Below are 17,600 nucleotides of genomic sequence, written 5' to 3' on the forward strand. Positions count from 1 at the left end.
CGGTGCCGTTCGGGCAGATCAGGAATCATCACCCCGTAGTGAGTCCAGCCGAACCGCTTCGAGTTGACGTTGGGCACCATGATGGCGGGTTCGTCGAAGGGCCTCCGCGACGAGGACTCCGCGGTGTCGAGAATGGCCGTCAACGCCGTGAGGGTCCGGCGGATGCCCGCTGCGGCGGCCCAATGCATGACGAGATCCTGTCAGAACCGCCCAGAAAGCCGCTGACGCCGACGCCCACTCGACAGCAGTCGTAGCGTGGGGGGCGTGACTGTAGCGCAGAATGACGATCAGCCCGCCGGCCTGCCCACCACGCTCGGCGAACTGCGCGCCTCCGGCCACCGGGAGCGCAGCGTCAAGCAGGAAATCCGGGAGAACCTGCTGACCGCCCTGGCCGACGGTGAAGAGGTCTGGCCGGGGATCTTCGGCTTCGAGTACTCCGTGCTGCCGCAGTTGGAACGTGCACTGATCGCCGGACACGATTTCGTTCTGCTCGGCGAGCGCGGCCAGGGCAAGACCCGGTTGCTGCGCTCACTGGCCAACCTGCTCGACGAGTGGACTCCCGTGATCGCCGGGGCTGAACTGGGCGAGCACCCCTACTCTCCGATCACCCCGCAGTCCATCCGGCAGGTGGCCGAACTGGGCGACGATCTGCCGGTCACCTGGCGGCACCGCAGCGAGCGGTACACCGAGAAACTGGCCACCCCCGATACCAGCGTGGCCGACCTGGTCGGCGACATCGACCCGATCAAGGTCGCCGAGGGCCGCACGCTGGGGGATCCGGAGACCATTGCCTACGGCCTGATCCCGCGGGCCCATCGCGGCATCGTCGCGGTCAACGAACTGCCCGACCTCGCCGAACGCATCCAGGTGGCGATGCTCAACGTGATGGAGGAACGCGACATCCAGGTCCGCGGCTACACCCTGCGGCTGCCGCTGGACGTGCTGGTGGTGGCCAGCGCCAACCCCGAGGACTACACCAACCGCGGCCGGATCATCACCCCACTCAAGGACCGCTTCGGTGCCGAGATCCGCACCCACTATCCGCGTGAACTCGACGCCGAGGTGGGCGTGATCGAGCAGGAAGCCCACCTGACCGCGAAGGTGCCGGACTACCTCCTGCAGATCATCGCCCGCTTCACCCGGTTGCTACGCGAGTCACACTCGGTGGACCAGCGCTCCGGGGTGTCGGCCCGCTTCGCCATCGCCGCCGCCGAGACCGTCGCCGCCTCGGCGCGGCACCGCGGCGCCATTCTCGGCGAAGACGAACCGGTGGCCCGCGTGGTGGACCTCGGCACCGTGATCGACGTGCTGCGCGGCAAACTGGAGTTCGAGTCCGGCGAAGAGGGCCGCGAACTGGCGGTGCTGGAACATCTGCTGCGCCGGGCCACCGCCGAGACCGCGCAGAAGGCGCTCGGCGGTATCGACGTCGGCCCGTTGGTGCCCGCGGTCGAGAAGTCCGCGGTGACCACCGGTGAGCAGGTCTCGGCCAAGAACGTCCTGTCCGCCCTGCCCGATCTGCCGGTGACCGAAAAAATCGCCGGTCGTCTCGGAGCCAACAGTGAGGGTGAGCGGGCGGCCGCCCTGGAACTGGCACTGGAGGCGCTCTATCTGGCCAAGAAGATCGACAAAAACACCGGCGACGGCGAAACCGTCTATGGCTAAAGCAGGCCGCGGCCACGACTCCCGCTACTCCGCCTACACCGGCGGGCCCGATCCGCTGGCGCCGCCGGTTGATCTGCGGGAGGCACTCGAGCAGATCGGCCAGGACGTCATGGAGGGCGCCTCGCCCCGCCGTGCCCTGTCCGAACTGCTCCGCCGTGGCAACAAGAACCTCAAGGGTGCTGACCGGCTGGCCGCGGAGGTTAATCGACGGCGTCGGGAACTGTTGTCGCGCAACAACCTTGATGGAACACTGCAGGAGATCAAAAAACTCCTCGATGAGGCGGTGCTGGCCGAACGCAAGGAGCTGGCCCGGGCGCTGGACGACGACGCGCGTTTCGCCGAGATGCAGATCGAGTCGCTCTCGCCGTCACCGGCCAAAGCGGTGCAGGAATTGTCCGACTACAACTGGCGCAGCCCCGAGGCCCGGCAGCGCTACGACCAGATCAAGGATCTGCTGGGCCGGGAGATGCTCGACCAGCGGTTCGCCGGGATGAAGCAGGCACTGGAGAACGCGGGAGATGAGGATCGGCAGGCTGTCAACCAGATGCTCGATGACCTCAACGACCTGCTCGACAAGCACGCCCGGGGCGAGGACACAGCAGAAGACTTCGGCAACTTCATGGCCAAGCACGGGCAGTACTTTCCGGAGAACCCTCGCAACGTCGAGGAATTGCTGGACTCGCTGGCCAAGCGGGCAGCCGCCGCGCAGCGGTTCCGCAACAGCCTGAGCGCCGAGCAGCGCGCCGAACTGGATGCGCTGGCGCAGCAGGCATTCGGCTCCCCGCAGTTGATGCAGGCGCTGAGTCGGCTGGACTCCCACCTGCGGGCGGCCCGCCCAGGCGAGGACTGGGACGGTTCTGCTGAGTTCTCCGGCGACAACCCGCTCGGTATGGGTCAGGGAGCGCAGGCGATGGCCGACATCGCCGAACTCGAACAACTCGCCGAGCAGCTGTCCCAGAGCTACCCGGGGGCCACTATGGACGACGTCGACCTCGACGCCCTGGCCCGCCAACTCGGCGACCAGGCCGCCGTCGACGCCAGGACCCTGGCGGAGTTGGAGCGCGCCCTGATGAACCAGGGCTTCCTGGACCGCGGATCGGACGGAAAGTGGAGGCTGTCACCAAAGGCGATGCGCCAACTCGGCCGGGCGGCGCTTCGCGATGTGGCCCAACAACTTTCCGGACGCCACGGCGAACGCGAAACCCGCCGCGCCGGGGCGGCCGGCGAACTGACCGGTGCCACCCGGCCGTGGGAGTTCGGCGACACCGAGCCGTGGAACGTCACCAGAACCATTACCAACGCCGTGCTTCGCCGAGCCGGAGGGCAGCAGCGCAGTGACGACGGGCCGCTGCGGATCGCCGTCGATGACGTCGAGGTGTCCGAAACCGAGACCCGCACCCAGGCGGCGGTCGCACTGCTGGTCGACACCTCGTTCTCGATGGTGATGGAGAACCGCTGGCTACCGATGAAGCGGACGGCCCTGGCGCTCAACCACCTGGTCAGTACCCGGTTCCGGTCGGACGCCCTGCAGATCGTCGCCTTCGGCCGTTATGCGCGCACCGTGAGCGCCGCGGAATTGACCGGACTGGAAGGTGTCTACGAACAAGGCACCAACCTGCACCACGCGCTGGCACTGGCGGGCCGGCACCTACGCCGGCACCCCGGCGCGCAACCGGTGGTGCTGATCGTCACCGACGGTGAACCCACCGCCCACTTGGAAAATTTCGGCGGCGCGGGCCAGCGTTCTTCGGTGTTCTTTGATTACCCGCCGCATCCCCGCACGATCGCCCACACCGTCCGCGGGCTCGATGAGGTTGCCCGACTCGGGGCCCAGGTGACGATTTTCCGGCTCGGCGACGATCCCGGGCTGGCCCGGTTCATCGACCAGGTGGCCCGACGGGTCCAGGGTCGGGTCGTGGTCCCCGATCTGGACGGCCTGGGCGCTGCAGTGGTGGGGGACTACCTGCGATCGCGCCGTCGCCGATAACGCATATCTGCAGTTCAGATTGCTCGGGAACTGTTATCAAATCGCTATATCGTGGTCACCTGCGCCCGCCCGACTAGGCGGTGTTTGCTGACGGCTAATGGTCTGCCGTGGGTTGGGGTTATGTCCGCTGACAGCGAACGCGGGACTCTGGCAAACACTCCGGGGCGTTTTCATCCTTAGAAGGACCTATGAATTACCCCAATCTGCGCTGATGGGCCGAGGGCGTGCATGCTCACAGGCGGTAAAAGTGCCAGTTTGCTGGTCAACCTGCCGAAGGCCCTGAATTGGACGGGTGTCAATTTCGGTCCACCGATTTGCCTCGCGGCAAACATCCCCGTACGATCGAAGCGTCCATCCGATGATGGTGCTCAGCAAAGCGTGATTCCCGCCGAGCCGGCGGGCCGAACCTAAGGACACTTTCATGGCGTCTCGTACCAAGCCCCTGATCTCGGCAGCAGCGCTGGCGAGCGCCGCGGCGATCGCCGTTGCGACACCGGCGGTGGCCCCCCATCTGGGTGTGCCCTCCCCGGCCGCCCTCTCGACGGCCGCTTACGAGCTGACCACCTTCGCCGACGTGCTGTCCATCCCGCCGGAGGTGTGGACCGACATCCTCTTCGGCAACACTGACTGGGGCGGCACCCTCGGCACGGAGAGCTACGGACCGGAGTGGGCGGCGCCCACAGACGCGCTCGGCCAGCCCGGGTTCGTGAACCCGTGGGTTGTCTACTGCGACAACGGCTGCACCCAGTCCGGAATCCCCGGGGTGTCGTACCTGTTCCTCGACGCTCTGATCAACGGCAACGGCAACGGCTTCGACGACGTCGACAACTGGCCGATCAGTTTCGTCAACTACTTCGCCGAGCCCAACGGCTTCTTCCCGATCGGTAGCGGTGGCGGCAGTTCGCCGAGCTTCCAGTACGAGAATCTGGGCTACAGCGCCGGGCTCTGGTACGTGCTGCAGGGAACGCTCGGCCAAGCGGTACCGGAACTGACTGTTCCCCTTGCCGCGCTGTTCTGGGGTCCGGCGAACCTCTCGATCGCCTACAACCTCGCGCTGTCGACGGTTGCGGGCCTGCTTCAGGCCGTCCCGTTGGCCGGTCCGTTCGCGGGCAACAGCATCCTGGCCTACCTCGGTGACCTTCCGATCGACCCGGCGAACCCGAGCCTGGGCTTCTACCAGTACGGACTGTCCGGCACACTGAACTACTGGATCGACATCGTCACCGGTGCGGTGCCGTTCCCCACCGGTGGCACCAGCCCGCTGCCACAGGAGGCGGCCGCTGAAGTGGCCGAGGCTGACACCGCCAAGGTGGTCTCCGCCGAGGTGATCCAGAGCGCTCCCGCGGTCGACGCTCCGGCCGAGGCCCCCGTTGTTGAGGCCCCGGTTGTTGAGGCCCCGGTGGCGGAGGCCCCGGCAGTCGTCGCTCCGGTCGCCGACGCGGCTCCGGAGGCTGAGGTGGTCGATCCCGCTCCGGCTGCCGAGGTCGTCGACGAGGCTCCGGCCGTCGAGATCGAGGAGATCGCTCCCGAGGTCGAGACCAAGCCGGCCGACGCCCCCGAGGCGCCGGCGGTGGACGTCCCCGAGGTCGACATCGCCGTCGAGGACCTCGACCTCAAGGATCTCGAGGTGGCCGACGACGCCCCGGCAGACGCCCCCAAGGGCTCGGTGAGCGACGAGGCGGACAACGCGGCGAGCGCGACCGCAGACGAGCCGTCGAAGGCCGACTCCGCCGATGCCGGCGACAGCGCCGGTGCCGGCGCCGGATCGGACACGAGCGACAGCGACAGCTGACCTGCATAACCACGATGGCCCCCTCCGCGCGGAGGGGGCCATCGTGTTTGGTGCTCGGGACTGCCTGCAGAAGTCAGTCTGCACTGGCTGTGCGGTTGCGGCGTTTGATCCCGACGCCGCCCCACAGCGAAAAGCCCTTGATGGTAACCGTGGGTGCCCCCGGTGTGCCGGCGCCGTCGACCTTCTGATCGAACCCGCCCATCACGCCGTGGCCCTGCACATCGACATTGACCTCCGGCGGCAGCAGGATAGTTTGTCCGCCGAGGATCGAGTAGGCGTGGATCTCGACATCCGGTGAGGTGAAGTCGGCGTAGCGTAGGTCGACCACACCTCCGCCGAACAGGGTGAACGTCGTCATCCGGCCGGGAATGTTCCAGCGGCCGCGCCGCTCGAAGCCGCTCAGGATCGCCAGCAGCATGGTCGCCGGCGCCGGCCTGCTCTTATGCCGCCGGTATTCCAACGCTTCGGGAAGATCGGAGGTCAGCCGCTCGAGTTGGTCGTAGGTGGAGGCTGAGTAGGCCTTCGAAAGCCGGGTCTCGTACTCCTCGAGGGTAATTCGGCCATTCGAGGCGGCCTCGGAGAGCAACTGGGCGACCTGGATGCGGTCGTCGGCAGACGCCTGCATGGAGTCGCCGGGCGAAACATTGCTCATGCTCATGACTGTTCGAGCCTACGACCCGTTCACTCGAGTGCAAAAGTCGGTGCCGAACCGTCACCCGTCAGCGGCCCACCGCGGCGGTCGCTTCTGCAGGAACGCGAGCATGCCCTCCCGTGCCTCCTCGGAAACAAACAGTCGCGCCGACTCTTCAGCCAGCCGGTCGGCGTCGCGATCGAAACCGGCCAACACTGCCGCCGTGGTCAGCGCCTTGGAGGCCGCAAGCCCCTGCGGTGAGGCCTTGGACAGTTCGGCGGTCACCGCATCGACGGCGAATCCGACGTCGTCGGCGGTGCTGGTCACCAACCCGATCTTGGCGGCCCGTCGGGAGTTGAAGGTCTCCCCGGTGAGGTAGTAGCGGGCGGCGGCACGGGGATCCAGTTTCGGCAGCAGGGTCAGCGAGATGATCGCCGGCGCAACCCCGATCCGGGCTTCGGTCAACGCGAAGGTGCTGCGCGGCCCGGCGATGACGATGTCGCAGGCGCCGACTAGACCCATACCGCCCGCCCGCACGTGCCCGTCTACGGCTCCGATCACCGGAACCGGGCACTCGACAATCGAGCGCAGTAACCCGGCCAGTTCGTGCGCCCGCCCGGCCGCAGCCTGGCCTGGGTCGCCGTCGGTGGCTTCGGACAGGTCGGCACCGGCGCAGAAGGTTCCGCCGGTGTGGCCGAGCACCACCGCCCGCACCTCGGTGTCCGCGGTGGCCCGGCGCAGTCCTTCGCGGAGTTGCGCCACCAGCGCCGAGGACAGTGCGTTGCGGTTGTGCGGCGAATCCAGCGTCAACCGCGCGACGTGCCCACCGATCTCAGCGGGGCCGGTGTACTGGACCACGGTCATGTCAGTACGACCGGGGCAGGCCCAATGAGGTTTGGGCGACGAAGTTGAGGATCATCTCCCGGCTGACCGGGGCGATGCGGGCCAACCGGGAGCCGACCAGCATCGCGGCGACCCCGTATTCCTGTGACAGACCGTTGCCGCCCATCGATTGAACGGCCTGATCTACAGCCCGGGTCGACGCCTCACCGGCCGCATACTTGGCCATGTTGGCCGCCTCGGCGACACCGACATCGTCGCCGGCGTCGTAGAGGCTGGCAGCCTTCTGCATCATCAGCCTGGCCAGTTCCAGCTCGATGTGGTTCTGCGCCAGGGGATGAGCGATGCCCTGATGGGCTCCGATCGGGGTCTTCCATACCTGCCGGGTCTTGACGTAATCGCAGGCCTTCTCCAAAGCCAGTCGGCCCATGCCCACGGCGCTGGCTGCGCCCATGATCCGCTCCGGGTTCAACCCGGAGAACAGTTGGGCTAGCGCGGTGTCCTCGGCGCCCACCAACGCATCCGAGGGGAGCCGGACCTCGTCGAGGAACACCTGGAACTGGCTCTCCGGCATGGTCAGTTCCATCGGGATCTTGGTGAAGGACAGCCCCGGGGCGTCGGTGGGGACGATGAACAGCGCCGGACGCAGGTTGCCGGTTTTGGACTCTTCGCTGCGGCCGACCACTAGGACGGCCTGCGCCTGGTCCAGCCCGGAGATCCACACCTTCTGGCCGGACAGGATCCAGTCACTGCCGTCCCGGCGGGCGGTGGTCGTGATGCGATGGGAGTTCGACCCGGCATCCGGCTCGGTGATGGCGAACGCCATGGTGATCGACCCGTCGGCGATCCCGGGAACCCAGCGTCTCTTCTGCTCGTCGGTGCCGAACTTGGCGATGATCGTGCCGTTTATGGCCGGCGAGACCACCATCATCAGCAATGGGCAACCGCCGGCCGCCAGCTCCTCCATCACTAGGGCCAGCTCATACATGCCGGCTCCGCCGCCACCGTACTCCTCGGGGAGATTCACTCCGATGAAGCCGAGTTGTCCTGCCTCGCGCCACAATTCGTCGGTGTGCCCGCCGGCGCGGGCCTGTCCGAGGTAGTAATCGGGACCGTAGTTGGCGGCAAGTGCCGCCACGGACTTGCGCAGCGCCTGCCGCTCAGTGCTTTCGATGAAGTCGGTGCTCATTGCTGTTCTCCTCAGTTCGGTTCGGGGGTCTCAACCCGTGCCAGAACGGCGCCCACCTCGACCTGCTGGCCGACGTTGACGTCGAGTTGGATCAGGACGCCGTCGACGGGCGCGGTGATGGTGTGCTCCATTTTCATCGCCTCAAGCCACACCAGCGGCTGTCCGGCGGTGACGGTGTCACCGAGGTCTGCCCCGAGCCGGATCACAGACCCTGGCATCGGGGCGACCAGCGACCCCTTCTCGAGGACCGACTCCGTTTCCGGGAAGCGCGGGACGGCGGCGAAGGCGACACAGCCCAACGGTGAGTCGACGTAGACCTCGTCGCCGTAGCGGGCGACGGTGAATGCGGCGGCTACCCCGTGGTGGGCTAGCACCACCTCGGACGGAGCCGAGGAGACCAGGCTGATTTCCGGGTCGTCGGGAAGCTGTAGACCGCCGCGGGTGAACCGGTAGGCGACCCGATGTTCGGCCCCGCCCGCATCGCGGTAAACCTTGATCTGGTTGCTCGACAACACATTCCGCCAGCCACTGGGCACCGAACCGAGAACCGGGGCGACGGCTCGGTTGGCTGCCGCGTCGGCCAGTGCGGCGGCCACCGCGGAAAGCCGCACCGCCCGCTCGTCGGCCAGCGCGGTGGCGAGGTGGTCCAGGCCGTGGGTGTCGAGGAATGCCGTGTCGGTGTCACCCGCCAGGAACGCGGGGTGACGCAGCACGTTGACCAACAGATCACGGTTGGTTCGAAGGCCGTGCAGACGGGTCCGGGCCAACGCATCGGCCAGGACACCGGCCGCGCGCGCCCGGGTGGGCCCTCGAGCGATGACTTTGGCCAGCAGGGGGTCGTAGAAGATCGAGACCACCGATCCGTCGACGATCCCGGAGTCCAGCCGGATTCCGGTGCCCGTCAGCGGGCTGAATCGGCTCACCACGCCCGGCACATCGAAGTGGTGGATCCGGCCGGCTTGTGGCTGCCAGCCCCGCGCCGGGTCCTCGGCGTAGAGCCGGGCCTCGATGGAATGCCCGGTGGTGGCGGGCGGCTGCGCGGGCAGCGCCTCACCCTCGGCGACCGCCAATTGCCATTCCACCAGATCCAGACCGGTCGTCAGTTCGGTCACCGGATGCTCCACCTGCAGGCGGGTGTTCATCTCCAAAAAGAAGAATTCCCCGGCGTCGTCGGCCAGGAATTCCACGGTCCCGGCCCCGGTGTACCCGATCGCACCGGTCGCCAGTCGCGCCGCCTCGAACAGCCGCTCCCGCATGCCGGCCACGCGATCCACCAGTGGGGACGGCGCTTCCTCGAGGATCTTCTGGTGCCGACGCTGGATCGAGCACTCCCGTTCGCCGACCGCCCACACCGTGCCGTGCTGATCGGCCATCACCTGAACCTCGACATGACGACCGCGGGGCAGGTAGCGCTCGCAGAACACCGTCGGATCCCCGAACGCCGACTCCGCCTCGCGTCGGGCGGCGTGCACCTGTGCGGTCAGGTCGGCGAGCTGCGCCACCACCCGCATACCGCGACCACCACCGCCGGCGGAGGCCTTGACCAGGACCGGCAACTCGTCGGCCCGCACGGTGGCGGGGTCGAGTTCGGCCAGCACCGGCACACCTGCGGCCGCCATCAGCTTCTTGGCTTCGATCTTGGAGCCCATCGCCGTTACCGCCGCGGCGGGCGGACCGATCCAGGTCAGTCCCGCATCGGCCACCGCCATCGCGAAACCCGCGTTCTCCGAGAGGAATCCGTACCCCGGGTGGACGGCGTCGGCACCGGCGGCCCGGGCCGCCGCCAACAGCGCATCGGGATCCAGGTAGCTGTCGATGCACGCCCGGGCGTCGGCCTCGGCGACGTGCGGGGAGTGTGCATCATGCTCGGTGTAGACGGCGACCGTCCCGATGCCCAGACGCCGGCATGTGGTGAACACCCGCCGCGCGATCTCACCGCGGTTGGCCACCAGAACCCTGGTAATCACGCCTGGCCTCTGCTCTTCGCGCAAGCGCTCATCGGGTGTTGTCTGCTCTTCGCGCAAGCGCTCATCGGGTGTTGTGTGCTCTTCGCGCAAGCGCTCATCGGGTGTTGTCTGCTCTTCGCGCAAGCGCTCATCGCCGCCGCCCTCACATCCGGAAGACGCCGAAGTTCGACGTCCCCTCGATCGGGCCGCTGGCGATGGCGGACAGACACATCCCCAGCACGGTGCGGGTGTCCCGGGGGTCGATTACGCCGTCGTCATAGAGTCGGCCGGACAGGAACATCGGCAGCGACTCGGCCTCGATCTGCGCCTCGACCGCGGCGCGCAGGGCGGCGTCGGCATCCTCGTCGACGGCCTGCCCTCGGGCCGCGGCGGCGGCCCGGTTGACGATGGAGAGCACTCCGGCCAGTTGCGCCCCGCCCATCACCGCCGACTTCGCGCTGGGCCAGGCGAACAGGAACCGCGGGTCGTAGGCGCGGCCGCACATTCCGTAGTGACCGGCGCCGTAGGAGGCGCCGATGAGTAGGGAGATATGCGGGACGGCCGAATTCGACACGGCGTTGATCATCATCGCGCCGTGCTTGATCATCCCGCCTTCCTCGTAGGCCTTGCCGACCATATAGCCGGTGGTGTTGTGCAGGAACAACAACGGCGTATTGGCCTGATTGGCCAGTTGGATGAACTGGGTGGCCTTCTGGGACTCCTCGCTGAAGAGCACCCCGCGGGCGTTGGCCAGAATCCCCACCGGGTAGCCGTGGACGCTGGCCCACCCGGTGACCAGCGAGGCGCCGTAAAGCGGTTTGAACTCGTCGAAGTCGGAGTCATCGACGACGCGTGCGATCATGTCCCGCGGGTCGAACGGTATCCGCAGATCGGCCGGCACGATGCCGAGGAGTTGCTCCGCGTCGGCCAGTGGTTCGCCGAACGGACTTGGCGCAGGACCCTTTTTCGACCAGTTCAGCCGTGCCACGATCCGCCGCCCGATCCGGATCGCGTCCCGTTCGTCCTGGGCGAGGTAGTCGGCCAGTCCCGAAGTCTTGGCATGCATCTCGGCTCCGCCCAGCGACTCGTCGTCGGACTCCTCCCCGGTGGCCATCTTCACCAGCGGCGGGCCGGCCAGAAACACCTTCGAGCGCTCTTTGATCATCACCACGTGGTCCGACATCCCCGGGACGTAGGCACCGCCGGCGGTGGAATTGCCGAATACCAACGCGATGGTGGGGATTCCGGCCGCCGACAAACGGGTGAGGTCGCGGAACATCCGCCCGCCCGGAATGAAGATCTCCTTCTGGGTGGGGAGGTCCGCCCCGCCGGACTCGACCAGCGATATCAGCGGCAGTCGGTTCTCCAGCGCAATCTGGTTGGCCCGCAGCACTTTCTTCAGCGTCCAGGGATTGGAGGTACCGCCCTTGACGGTTGGGTCATGCGCCACCAGCATGCATTCGGTGGCCTCGACCACGCCGATGCCGATGACCAGGCTGGCCCCCACCTGGAATTCGGTGCCGTAGGCGGCCAACGGGCATAGTTCCAGGAACGGCGAATCCGGGTCGACGAGCAACTCGATGCGTTCCCGAGCGGTCAGCTTGCCGCGGGTGTGATGGCGCTGAACGTATTTCGGCCCGCCGCCGGCCAGTGCCTTGCCCAGTTCGATCTCGAGTTCGGCGAGTTTGGCCAGCATCGCCGCCGCCGCTTCGGTGTAGGCCGCTGCGGCGGTGTCGATGGCGGTTCGCAGAGTGCTCACACCTGATAGCCCAAGGTCTTAGCGGCCAGGCTGGTCATGATCTCGGTGGTGCCCCCGCCGATGCCGAGGATGCGCATATCCCGGTACTGCCGTTCGACCTCCGACTCGGCCATGTACCCCATCCCGCCGAAGAGTTGGACTGCCTGATTGGCCACCCATTCACCGGCCTCAACGGCGGTGTTCTTAGCGAAACACACTGGGGCGATGAGGTTCTGGTCACCGGCCAGTTGCCGCTCGATGACGTTACGGGAATACACCCGGGCGACGTCGATCCGTCGCGCCATCTCGGCCAGGGTGTTCTGCACGGTCTGCCGGGCGATCAGTGGCTTGCCGAACGTCTCCCGGTCCCGGCACCACTGCACGGTGATGTCCAGACACCTCTGCGCGCTGGAATAGGCCTGCACGGCTAGGCCGATGCGCTCGGAGACGAAGGCCTGCGCGATCTGGAAGAAGCCGGTGTTCTCCGCCCCCACCAGGTTCTCCACCGGAACCCGCACATCGGAGAAGGACAGTTCGGCGGTGTCCGACGAACGCCAGCCCATCTTGGCCAGTTTGCGGCTCACCTCGAATCCGGGGGTGCCCTTCTCGATGACCAGCATGGAGATCCCGGCCGCCCCCGGACCGCCGGTGCGGACCGCGGCCACCACGTAGTCACCGCGCACCGCCGAGGTGATGTAGGTCTTGGAACCGTTGACCACGTAGGCGTAGCCGTCCCGCACCGCGGTGGTGCGCAGGTGTCCGACGTCGGATCCGCCGCCCGGTTCGGTAATGGCCAGCGACCCGATCAACTCACCCCGCAGGGTGGGCTTGACGAACTTCTCGATCAGCCGTTCATCACCGGAGGCGATCATGTGCGGTACGGCGATCCCGACGGTGAATAGCGACGCGAAAACCCCGCCGGGAGTTCCGGCTTCGTGCAGTTCTTCGCAGATGACCGCCACGTCGGCCCCGTCACCGCCGTCGCCGCCGACCGCTTCGGGGAAACCGACGCCGAGCAGTCCGGCTTCGGCGGTGCGGCGGCTGAGTTCGCGGGGAAGTTCACCGGCTTGTTCCCACTCGTCGATATGCGGCAGGATCTCCCGCTCGGCGAAGGTGCGCACCGCCTTGCGCAGTTCTTGACGCTCGGGCGTGGTCCAGATACTCGGTGCCGAAATGCTCACTGCAGAATCCCCTCCGGGATGTCGATATGACGGCTGCGCAGCCACTCGCCCAATCCTTTGGCCTGCGGGTCGAACCGGGCCTGGTAGGCCACGCCCTTGCCGAGGATGCCGTCAATGACGAAGTTCAACGACCGGATGCCGGGCAGCAGGTGACGGGTCACGGTGAGATCGGCTGCCTCTGGCAACAATTCACGCAGCCGTTGCACCGTCAGAGTGTTGGCCAGCCACCGGTACTGCGCGTCGGTGCGCACCCACACGCCGATGTTGGCGCCGCCGCCCTTGTCGCCGCTGCGGGCGCCGGCGATGGTGCCCAGCGGCAGGCGTCGGGTAGGCCCGACGGGCAGTGGCTCGGGCACCGCCGGTTCCTCGGCCGCGGTCAACTCCAGCGTCTCGGCGGCCGGTGCGATCGGCACCTTCGTACCGTCGGCGTGCACCGCGGTATGCGGCACCTCCGTGGCCGGCACATAGCCGGGCGTGAACAGCCCGTAGACCGCGCCGTCCGACGGCGGCGCGGTGGTGTGGAATCCGGGATAACTCGCCAACGCCAGTTCCACTGCGGCCGAGGAGAAGCGCCGGCCGACCTTGTTGGAATCCGGATCGCGAACCGTGCAGGTCAACAGCGCGCTGGCGGTCTGCTCTGTGCCGGCATCCGGTTGATCGGTGCGAGCCAACGTCCACTGCACTTCGGCCGGCCGGTCAGTCAGGGCCGCGTCGAGTTGGCGGCGGACCAGGTCGGCCTTGGCGTCGATGTCCAGACCGGTGAGCACGAAGGTCGCGGAATTGCGATAGCCGCCGATGCTGTTGAGCGACACCTTGAGCGTCGGTGGCGGCGGTTCGCCCCGCACACCGCTGATCCGCACCCGGTCCGGCCCATCGTCAGTCAGGGCGATGGTGTCGAACCTTGCGGTGGCGTCCGGATTGGCGTACCGCGCGCCGGTGATCTCGTAGAGCAACTGCGCGGTGACGGTGCCAACATTCACCTGACCGCCGGTACCCGGATGTTTGGTGATCACCGAGGAACCGTCATCGTGGATCTCGGCGAGAGGGAAACCCGGGTAACCCAGGTCGGTGATCTCGGTGAAGAAGGCGTAGTTCCCGCCGGTCGCTTGCGCCCCGCATTCGATGACATGCCCGGCGACGACCGCACCGGCGATGCGGTCGTAGTCCTGCCGGGTCCACCCGAAGTGGGCGGCGGCCGGACCCACCACCACCGAGGCATCGGTGACCCGGCCGGTCACCACGATGTCGGCCCCGGATGACAGACAGTCCACGACGCCCCAGGCCCCCAGATAGGCGTTGGCGGTCAGTACTCCCGGGAAGCCGAGTTCGGCGGCCCGGTGCAGCAGGTCGTCGCCCTCGACGTGGGCGACGGTGACGGTGACCCCCAACTTGTCGGCCAGTGTCCGCACCGCGACGGCCAGACCGGCCGGGTTGAGGCCCCCGGCGTTGGTCACGATGCGCACTGCCCGGTCCTGCGCCAGGCCCAAACACTCCTCGAGTTGGGTCAGGAAGGTCTTGGCGTAGCCTCGCTCCGGATATTTCATTCGGTCCCGGCCCAGGATCAGCATGGTGAGTTCGGCCAGATAGTCCCCGGTCAGATAATCCAGATCGCCGCCGGTAAGCATCTCCCGCATCGCGGCCACCCGGTCGCCGTAAAACCCCGAACAGTTGCCGATCCGAACGGGTCCGGGGGGAACTGTCATCGGGGTGCGTCCTCCCTCGGCGCGTCGTAGGGCCGACCAAGTCGGAAAAAGATCGGGCGGGCCAACCAACCGGTAGGTTATCGTCCGGCTCCCGGCCGGTGTCAACGTCCCGGCCGCTTTGGAGAAGCCACCGGTCGGCGGCTATCCTGTAGAACCGGACGCGCGGGTCGTCTGCGCGGCCGCACTCACAAGGAGATCTTTCGTCATGGCTGTTCCCAAGCGCCGGATGTCGCGTTCGAACACCCGCAGTCGGCGTTCGCAGTGGAAGGCGACCGAGCCCGGTCTCGTCACCGTCTCTGTCGGCGGCCGTCAGCACAAGGTGCCCCGTCGGCTGCTCAAGGCAGCCCGCCTCGGTCTGATCGACCTCGACAAGCGCTGATCCGTTAGCCACCCGCGAATTGCCTGCTCGCGCGGCGCGTCTCTCAGACGAATCTAAGTCGTCTGGTTGACACTAGCCATCGTGCGAATACTTGTGGTCGACGACGACCGAGCAGTACGGGAGTCCCTCCGGCGGTCCCTGTCGTTCAACGGTTACACCGTCGACCTGGCCGAGGACGGTGTGGAAGCCCTGGAGGCGATTACCAGCGAACGCCCCGACGCGGTGATCCTGGACGTGATGATGCCGCGACTGGACGGGTTGGAGGTCTGCCGCCAGCTCCGCAGCACCGGTGACGATCTGCCGATCCTGGTGCTGACCGCCCGCGACTCGGTGTCCGAACGGGTGGCCGGTCTGGACGCCGGAGCTGATGACTATCTGCCCAAACCGTTCGCCCTGGAGGAACTGCTGGCGCGGCTACGGGCGTTGTTGCGCCGCACCGGCCCCGAAGAGCCCACCGAGAGCGTCATCATGAGCTTCGGTGACCTGACCTTGGACCCGGCGACGCGTGAGGTTTACCGCGGCAAACGTGCGATCAGTCTGACCCGCACCGAGTTCGCCCTGCTCGAGATGTTGATCGCCAACCCCCGCCGGGTGCTCACCCGGAGCCGGATCCTGGAAGAGGTGTGGGGTTTCGACTTCCCCACCTCCGGTAACGCGCTCGAGGTGTACGTCGGATATCTGCGGCGCAAGACCGAGGCCGAAGGAGAGCCGCGGCTGATCCACACCGTGCGCGGAGTGGGTTACGTGCTGCGCGAAACTCCGCCGTGACGTTCGGGGCCCAGACCGGGGGGTTGACGCCCTGATGTTCGGATTCAAGCGCCGCACCCAAGCCCATGCGCTCGGTGCCGATCCGGCGCGAGCCGTGCCGGTGCCGGCTGCGCCAAGCCCGACGCTGCCAAGCGCCACACCGCCCCGCCCCACCCAGGGCCCGAAAGTTCAGGGCCCGAAAGTTCAGGGCCCGAAAGTTCAGGGCCCGAAAGTTCAGGGCCCGAAAGTTCGGGTGAAAGCAACCTCGTCGCTGTCGCTGCGGTGGCGGGTGATGCTGCTCGCCATGTCGATGGTCGCGATGGTCGTGGTGCTGATGGCTGTCGCGGTGTACGCGGTGGTCTCTGCTGCGCTCTACACCGATATCGATAATCAGTTGCAGAGCCGTGCCCAGTTGCTGATCGCCAGCGGATCGCTGGCCGCCGATCCGGCCAAGGCCATCGAAGGCACCGCCTACTCCGACGTCAACGCCATGCTGGTCAACCCCGGGCGCTCCATCTACACCGCCAACCAGCAGGGTCAGGCGCTACCGGTCGGACAGCCGGAGAAGGCGGTCATCCGCGGTGAACTGTTCATGTCCCGGCGCACCGTCGGCGACCAGCGGGTGCTGGCCATCCACCTGCCCAACGGCAGTTCGCTGTTGATCTCCAAGAGTCTGCAGCCCACCAACGCGGTGATGACGAAGCTCAAATGGGTGCTACTGGCGGTCGGTGGGCTCGGCGTGGTGATCGCCGCGGTGGCCGGCGGCATGGTCGCCAGGACCGGTCTGCGTCCGGTCGGTCAGCTCACCGAAGCCGCCGAACGCGTCGCCCGCACCGATGACCTCCGGCCCATCCCGGTCCTCGGAAGCGACGAGTTGGCCCGGCTCACCGAAGCCTTCAACGCCATGCTGAGCGCGCTGGCCGAGTCCCGCGAACGCCAGGCCCGTCTGGTCGCCGACGCCGGCCACGAACTGAAGACGCCGCTGACGTCGCTGCGTACCAACGTCGAATTGCTGATGGTCTCCAGCGCTCCGGGCGCCCCCCCGATCCCGGAAAGCGAACTCGCTGAATTGCGTGCCGATGTCATCGGCCAGATCGAGGAACTCTCGACCCTGGTTGGCGATCTGGTAGATCTGACCCGGGAGGACAACGCCGGCGGAACCGTGCTCGAGGATGTCGACATAACCGAGGTGATCGACCGCAGCCTCGAGCGGGTTCGCCGCCGCCGCAACGACATTCGGTTCGACGTTGACGTTATCGGCTGGCAGATTCACGGCGATCCGGCCGGCCTGTCGCGGGCAGTGCTGAACCTGCTCGATAACGCGGCCAAGTGGAGTCCACCCGGCGGGACCGTCGGTGTGCGGCTGCGCCAAGTCGACACCGCGCACGCCGAACTCGTTGTCAGCGATGAGGGGCCCGGAATCTCACCGGAAGAGCGCGCTTTGGTGTTCGAGCGGTTCTATCGGTCGACATCTGCTCGCGCGATGCCTGGTTCCGGGCTGGGCCTGGCGATCGTGAAACAGGTTGTCGTTAAGCACGGGGGCATGATTCGTATCGGCGAGACAGTGCCCGGTGGACAACCCCCGGGAACCGCCTTCTACGTGCTGTTGCCGGGGACTCCAACGGCCGCGACGTATCATTTATCTTCCGCCCATAGCGAAATCGGTGCGACAAATGGCGACGCCGGCGTTAACGAAAGGAACGCTTCAGTCGCGCCGAGTGTCATCTCAGTCGATTCTTAACAGCACCCGGCAGGCTGGACATCAGCAAACGGTGTGATCACGCGCCGACGACTAGAAAGAGCAC

13 protein-coding genes and 1 pseudogene are annotated in these 17,600 nt (G+C 67.1%); 6 read left to right on the plus strand and 8 right to left on the minus strand.

Annotated elements, in window-relative coordinates; all coding sequences use genetic code 11:
• Positions 1-188: pseudogene (locus ADBZ5N_RS02395) on the minus strand (DUF6670 family protein); the annotation flags it as partial.
• A gap of 76 nt (positions 189-264) precedes the next feature.
• Here ADBZ5N_RS02395 and ADBZ5N_RS02400 point away from each other — a divergent pair.
• From ADBZ5N_RS02400 to ADBZ5N_RS02410, 3 genes are all read left to right on the plus strand, one after another.
• Positions 265-1,662, plus strand: coding sequence for a sigma 54-interacting transcriptional regulator (locus tag ADBZ5N_RS02400; RefSeq protein ID WP_526255891.1), 1,398 nt, complete (start codon positions 265-267; stop codon positions 1,660-1,662).
• Positions 1,655-3,649, plus strand: a complete 1,995-nt coding sequence (locus ADBZ5N_RS02405; RefSeq protein WP_526255892.1) for a hypothetical protein — start codon at positions 1,655-1,657, stop codon at positions 3,647-3,649. The genes ADBZ5N_RS02400 and ADBZ5N_RS02405 overlap by 8 nt, the downstream gene beginning before the upstream one ends.
• Positions 3,650-4,070: 421 nt before the next feature.
• Positions 4,071-5,441 (plus strand): hypothetical protein, encoded by a 1,371-nt coding sequence (locus ADBZ5N_RS02410; protein ID WP_526255893.1) that lies wholly within the window; start codon positions 4,071-4,073, stop codon positions 5,439-5,441.
• Positions 5,442-5,514: 73 nt separating this feature from the next.
• On the opposite strand, the gene ADBZ5N_RS02415 is transcribed toward ADBZ5N_RS02410, so the two are convergent.
• The 7 genes from ADBZ5N_RS02415 to ADBZ5N_RS02445 form a co-directional block, all read right to left on the minus strand.
• Complete coding sequence (locus tag ADBZ5N_RS02415) at positions 5,515-6,093, minus strand: DUF1707 domain-containing protein (protein ID WP_526255894.1); 579 nt, start codon at positions 6,091-6,093, stop codon at positions 5,515-5,517.
• A 60-nt stretch (positions 6,094-6,153) separates the two neighbouring features.
• Complete coding sequence (locus ADBZ5N_RS02420) at positions 6,154-6,936, minus strand: enoyl-CoA hydratase family protein (RefSeq protein ID WP_526255895.1); 783 nt, start codon at positions 6,934-6,936, stop codon at positions 6,154-6,156.
• 1 nt (position 6,937) lies between these two features.
• Positions 6,938-8,101, minus strand: a complete 1,164-nt coding sequence (locus ADBZ5N_RS02425; protein WP_526255896.1) for an acyl-CoA dehydrogenase family protein — start codon at positions 8,099-8,101, stop codon at positions 6,938-6,940.
• 11 nt (positions 8,102-8,112) lie between these two features.
• Positions 8,113-10,068, minus strand: a complete 1,956-nt coding sequence (locus ADBZ5N_RS02430; protein WP_526255897.1) for an acetyl/propionyl/methylcrotonyl-CoA carboxylase subunit alpha — start codon at positions 10,066-10,068, stop codon at positions 8,113-8,115.
• Positions 10,069-10,210: 142 nt separating this feature from the next.
• Positions 10,211-11,743 carry an acyl-CoA carboxylase subunit beta gene (locus ADBZ5N_RS02435; RefSeq protein ID WP_526255927.1) on the minus strand — a complete coding sequence of 511 codons (1,533 nt, stop codon included), beginning with the start codon at positions 11,741-11,743 and terminating at the stop codon, positions 10,211-10,213.
• 59 nt (positions 11,744-11,802) lie between these two features.
• On the minus strand, positions 11,803-12,960 hold the full coding sequence (locus tag ADBZ5N_RS02440) for an acyl-CoA dehydrogenase family protein (RefSeq protein WP_526255928.1): 1,158 nt from the start codon (positions 12,958-12,960) through the stop codon (positions 11,803-11,805).
• Between the two features lie 2 nt (positions 12,961-12,962).
• Positions 12,963-14,669 (minus strand): acyclic terpene utilization AtuA family protein, encoded by a 1,707-nt coding sequence (locus ADBZ5N_RS02445; RefSeq protein ID WP_526255898.1) that lies wholly within the window; start codon positions 14,667-14,669, stop codon positions 12,963-12,965.
• Positions 14,670-14,874: 205 nt separating this feature from the next.
• Here ADBZ5N_RS02445 and rpmF point away from each other — a divergent pair, with 205 nt between their 5' ends.
• From rpmF to ADBZ5N_RS02460, 3 genes are all read left to right on the plus strand, one after another.
• A complete protein-coding gene (gene rpmF / locus ADBZ5N_RS02450) occupies positions 14,875-15,048 on the plus strand; it encodes a 50S ribosomal protein L32 (RefSeq protein ID WP_293359953.1) in 174 nt (57 codons plus the stop codon).
• Positions 15,049-15,129: 81 nt separating this feature from the next.
• On the plus strand, positions 15,130-15,816 hold the full coding sequence (locus ADBZ5N_RS02455; protein ID WP_526255899.1) for a response regulator transcription factor: 687 nt from the start codon (positions 15,130-15,132) through the stop codon (positions 15,814-15,816).
• Between the two features lie 271 nt (positions 15,817-16,087).
• Complete coding sequence (locus ADBZ5N_RS02460) at positions 16,088-17,536, plus strand: HAMP domain-containing sensor histidine kinase (RefSeq protein ID WP_526255929.1); 1,449 nt, start codon at positions 16,088-16,090, stop codon at positions 17,534-17,536.
• The last annotated feature ends 64 nt before the right edge of the window (positions 17,537-17,600 follow it).

The sequence above is a fragment of the Mycobacterium sp. genome, assembly GCF_044370595.1.
In the GTDB taxonomy this organism is placed as follows: domain Bacteria; phylum Actinomycetota; class Actinomycetes; order Mycobacteriales; family Mycobacteriaceae; genus Mycobacterium.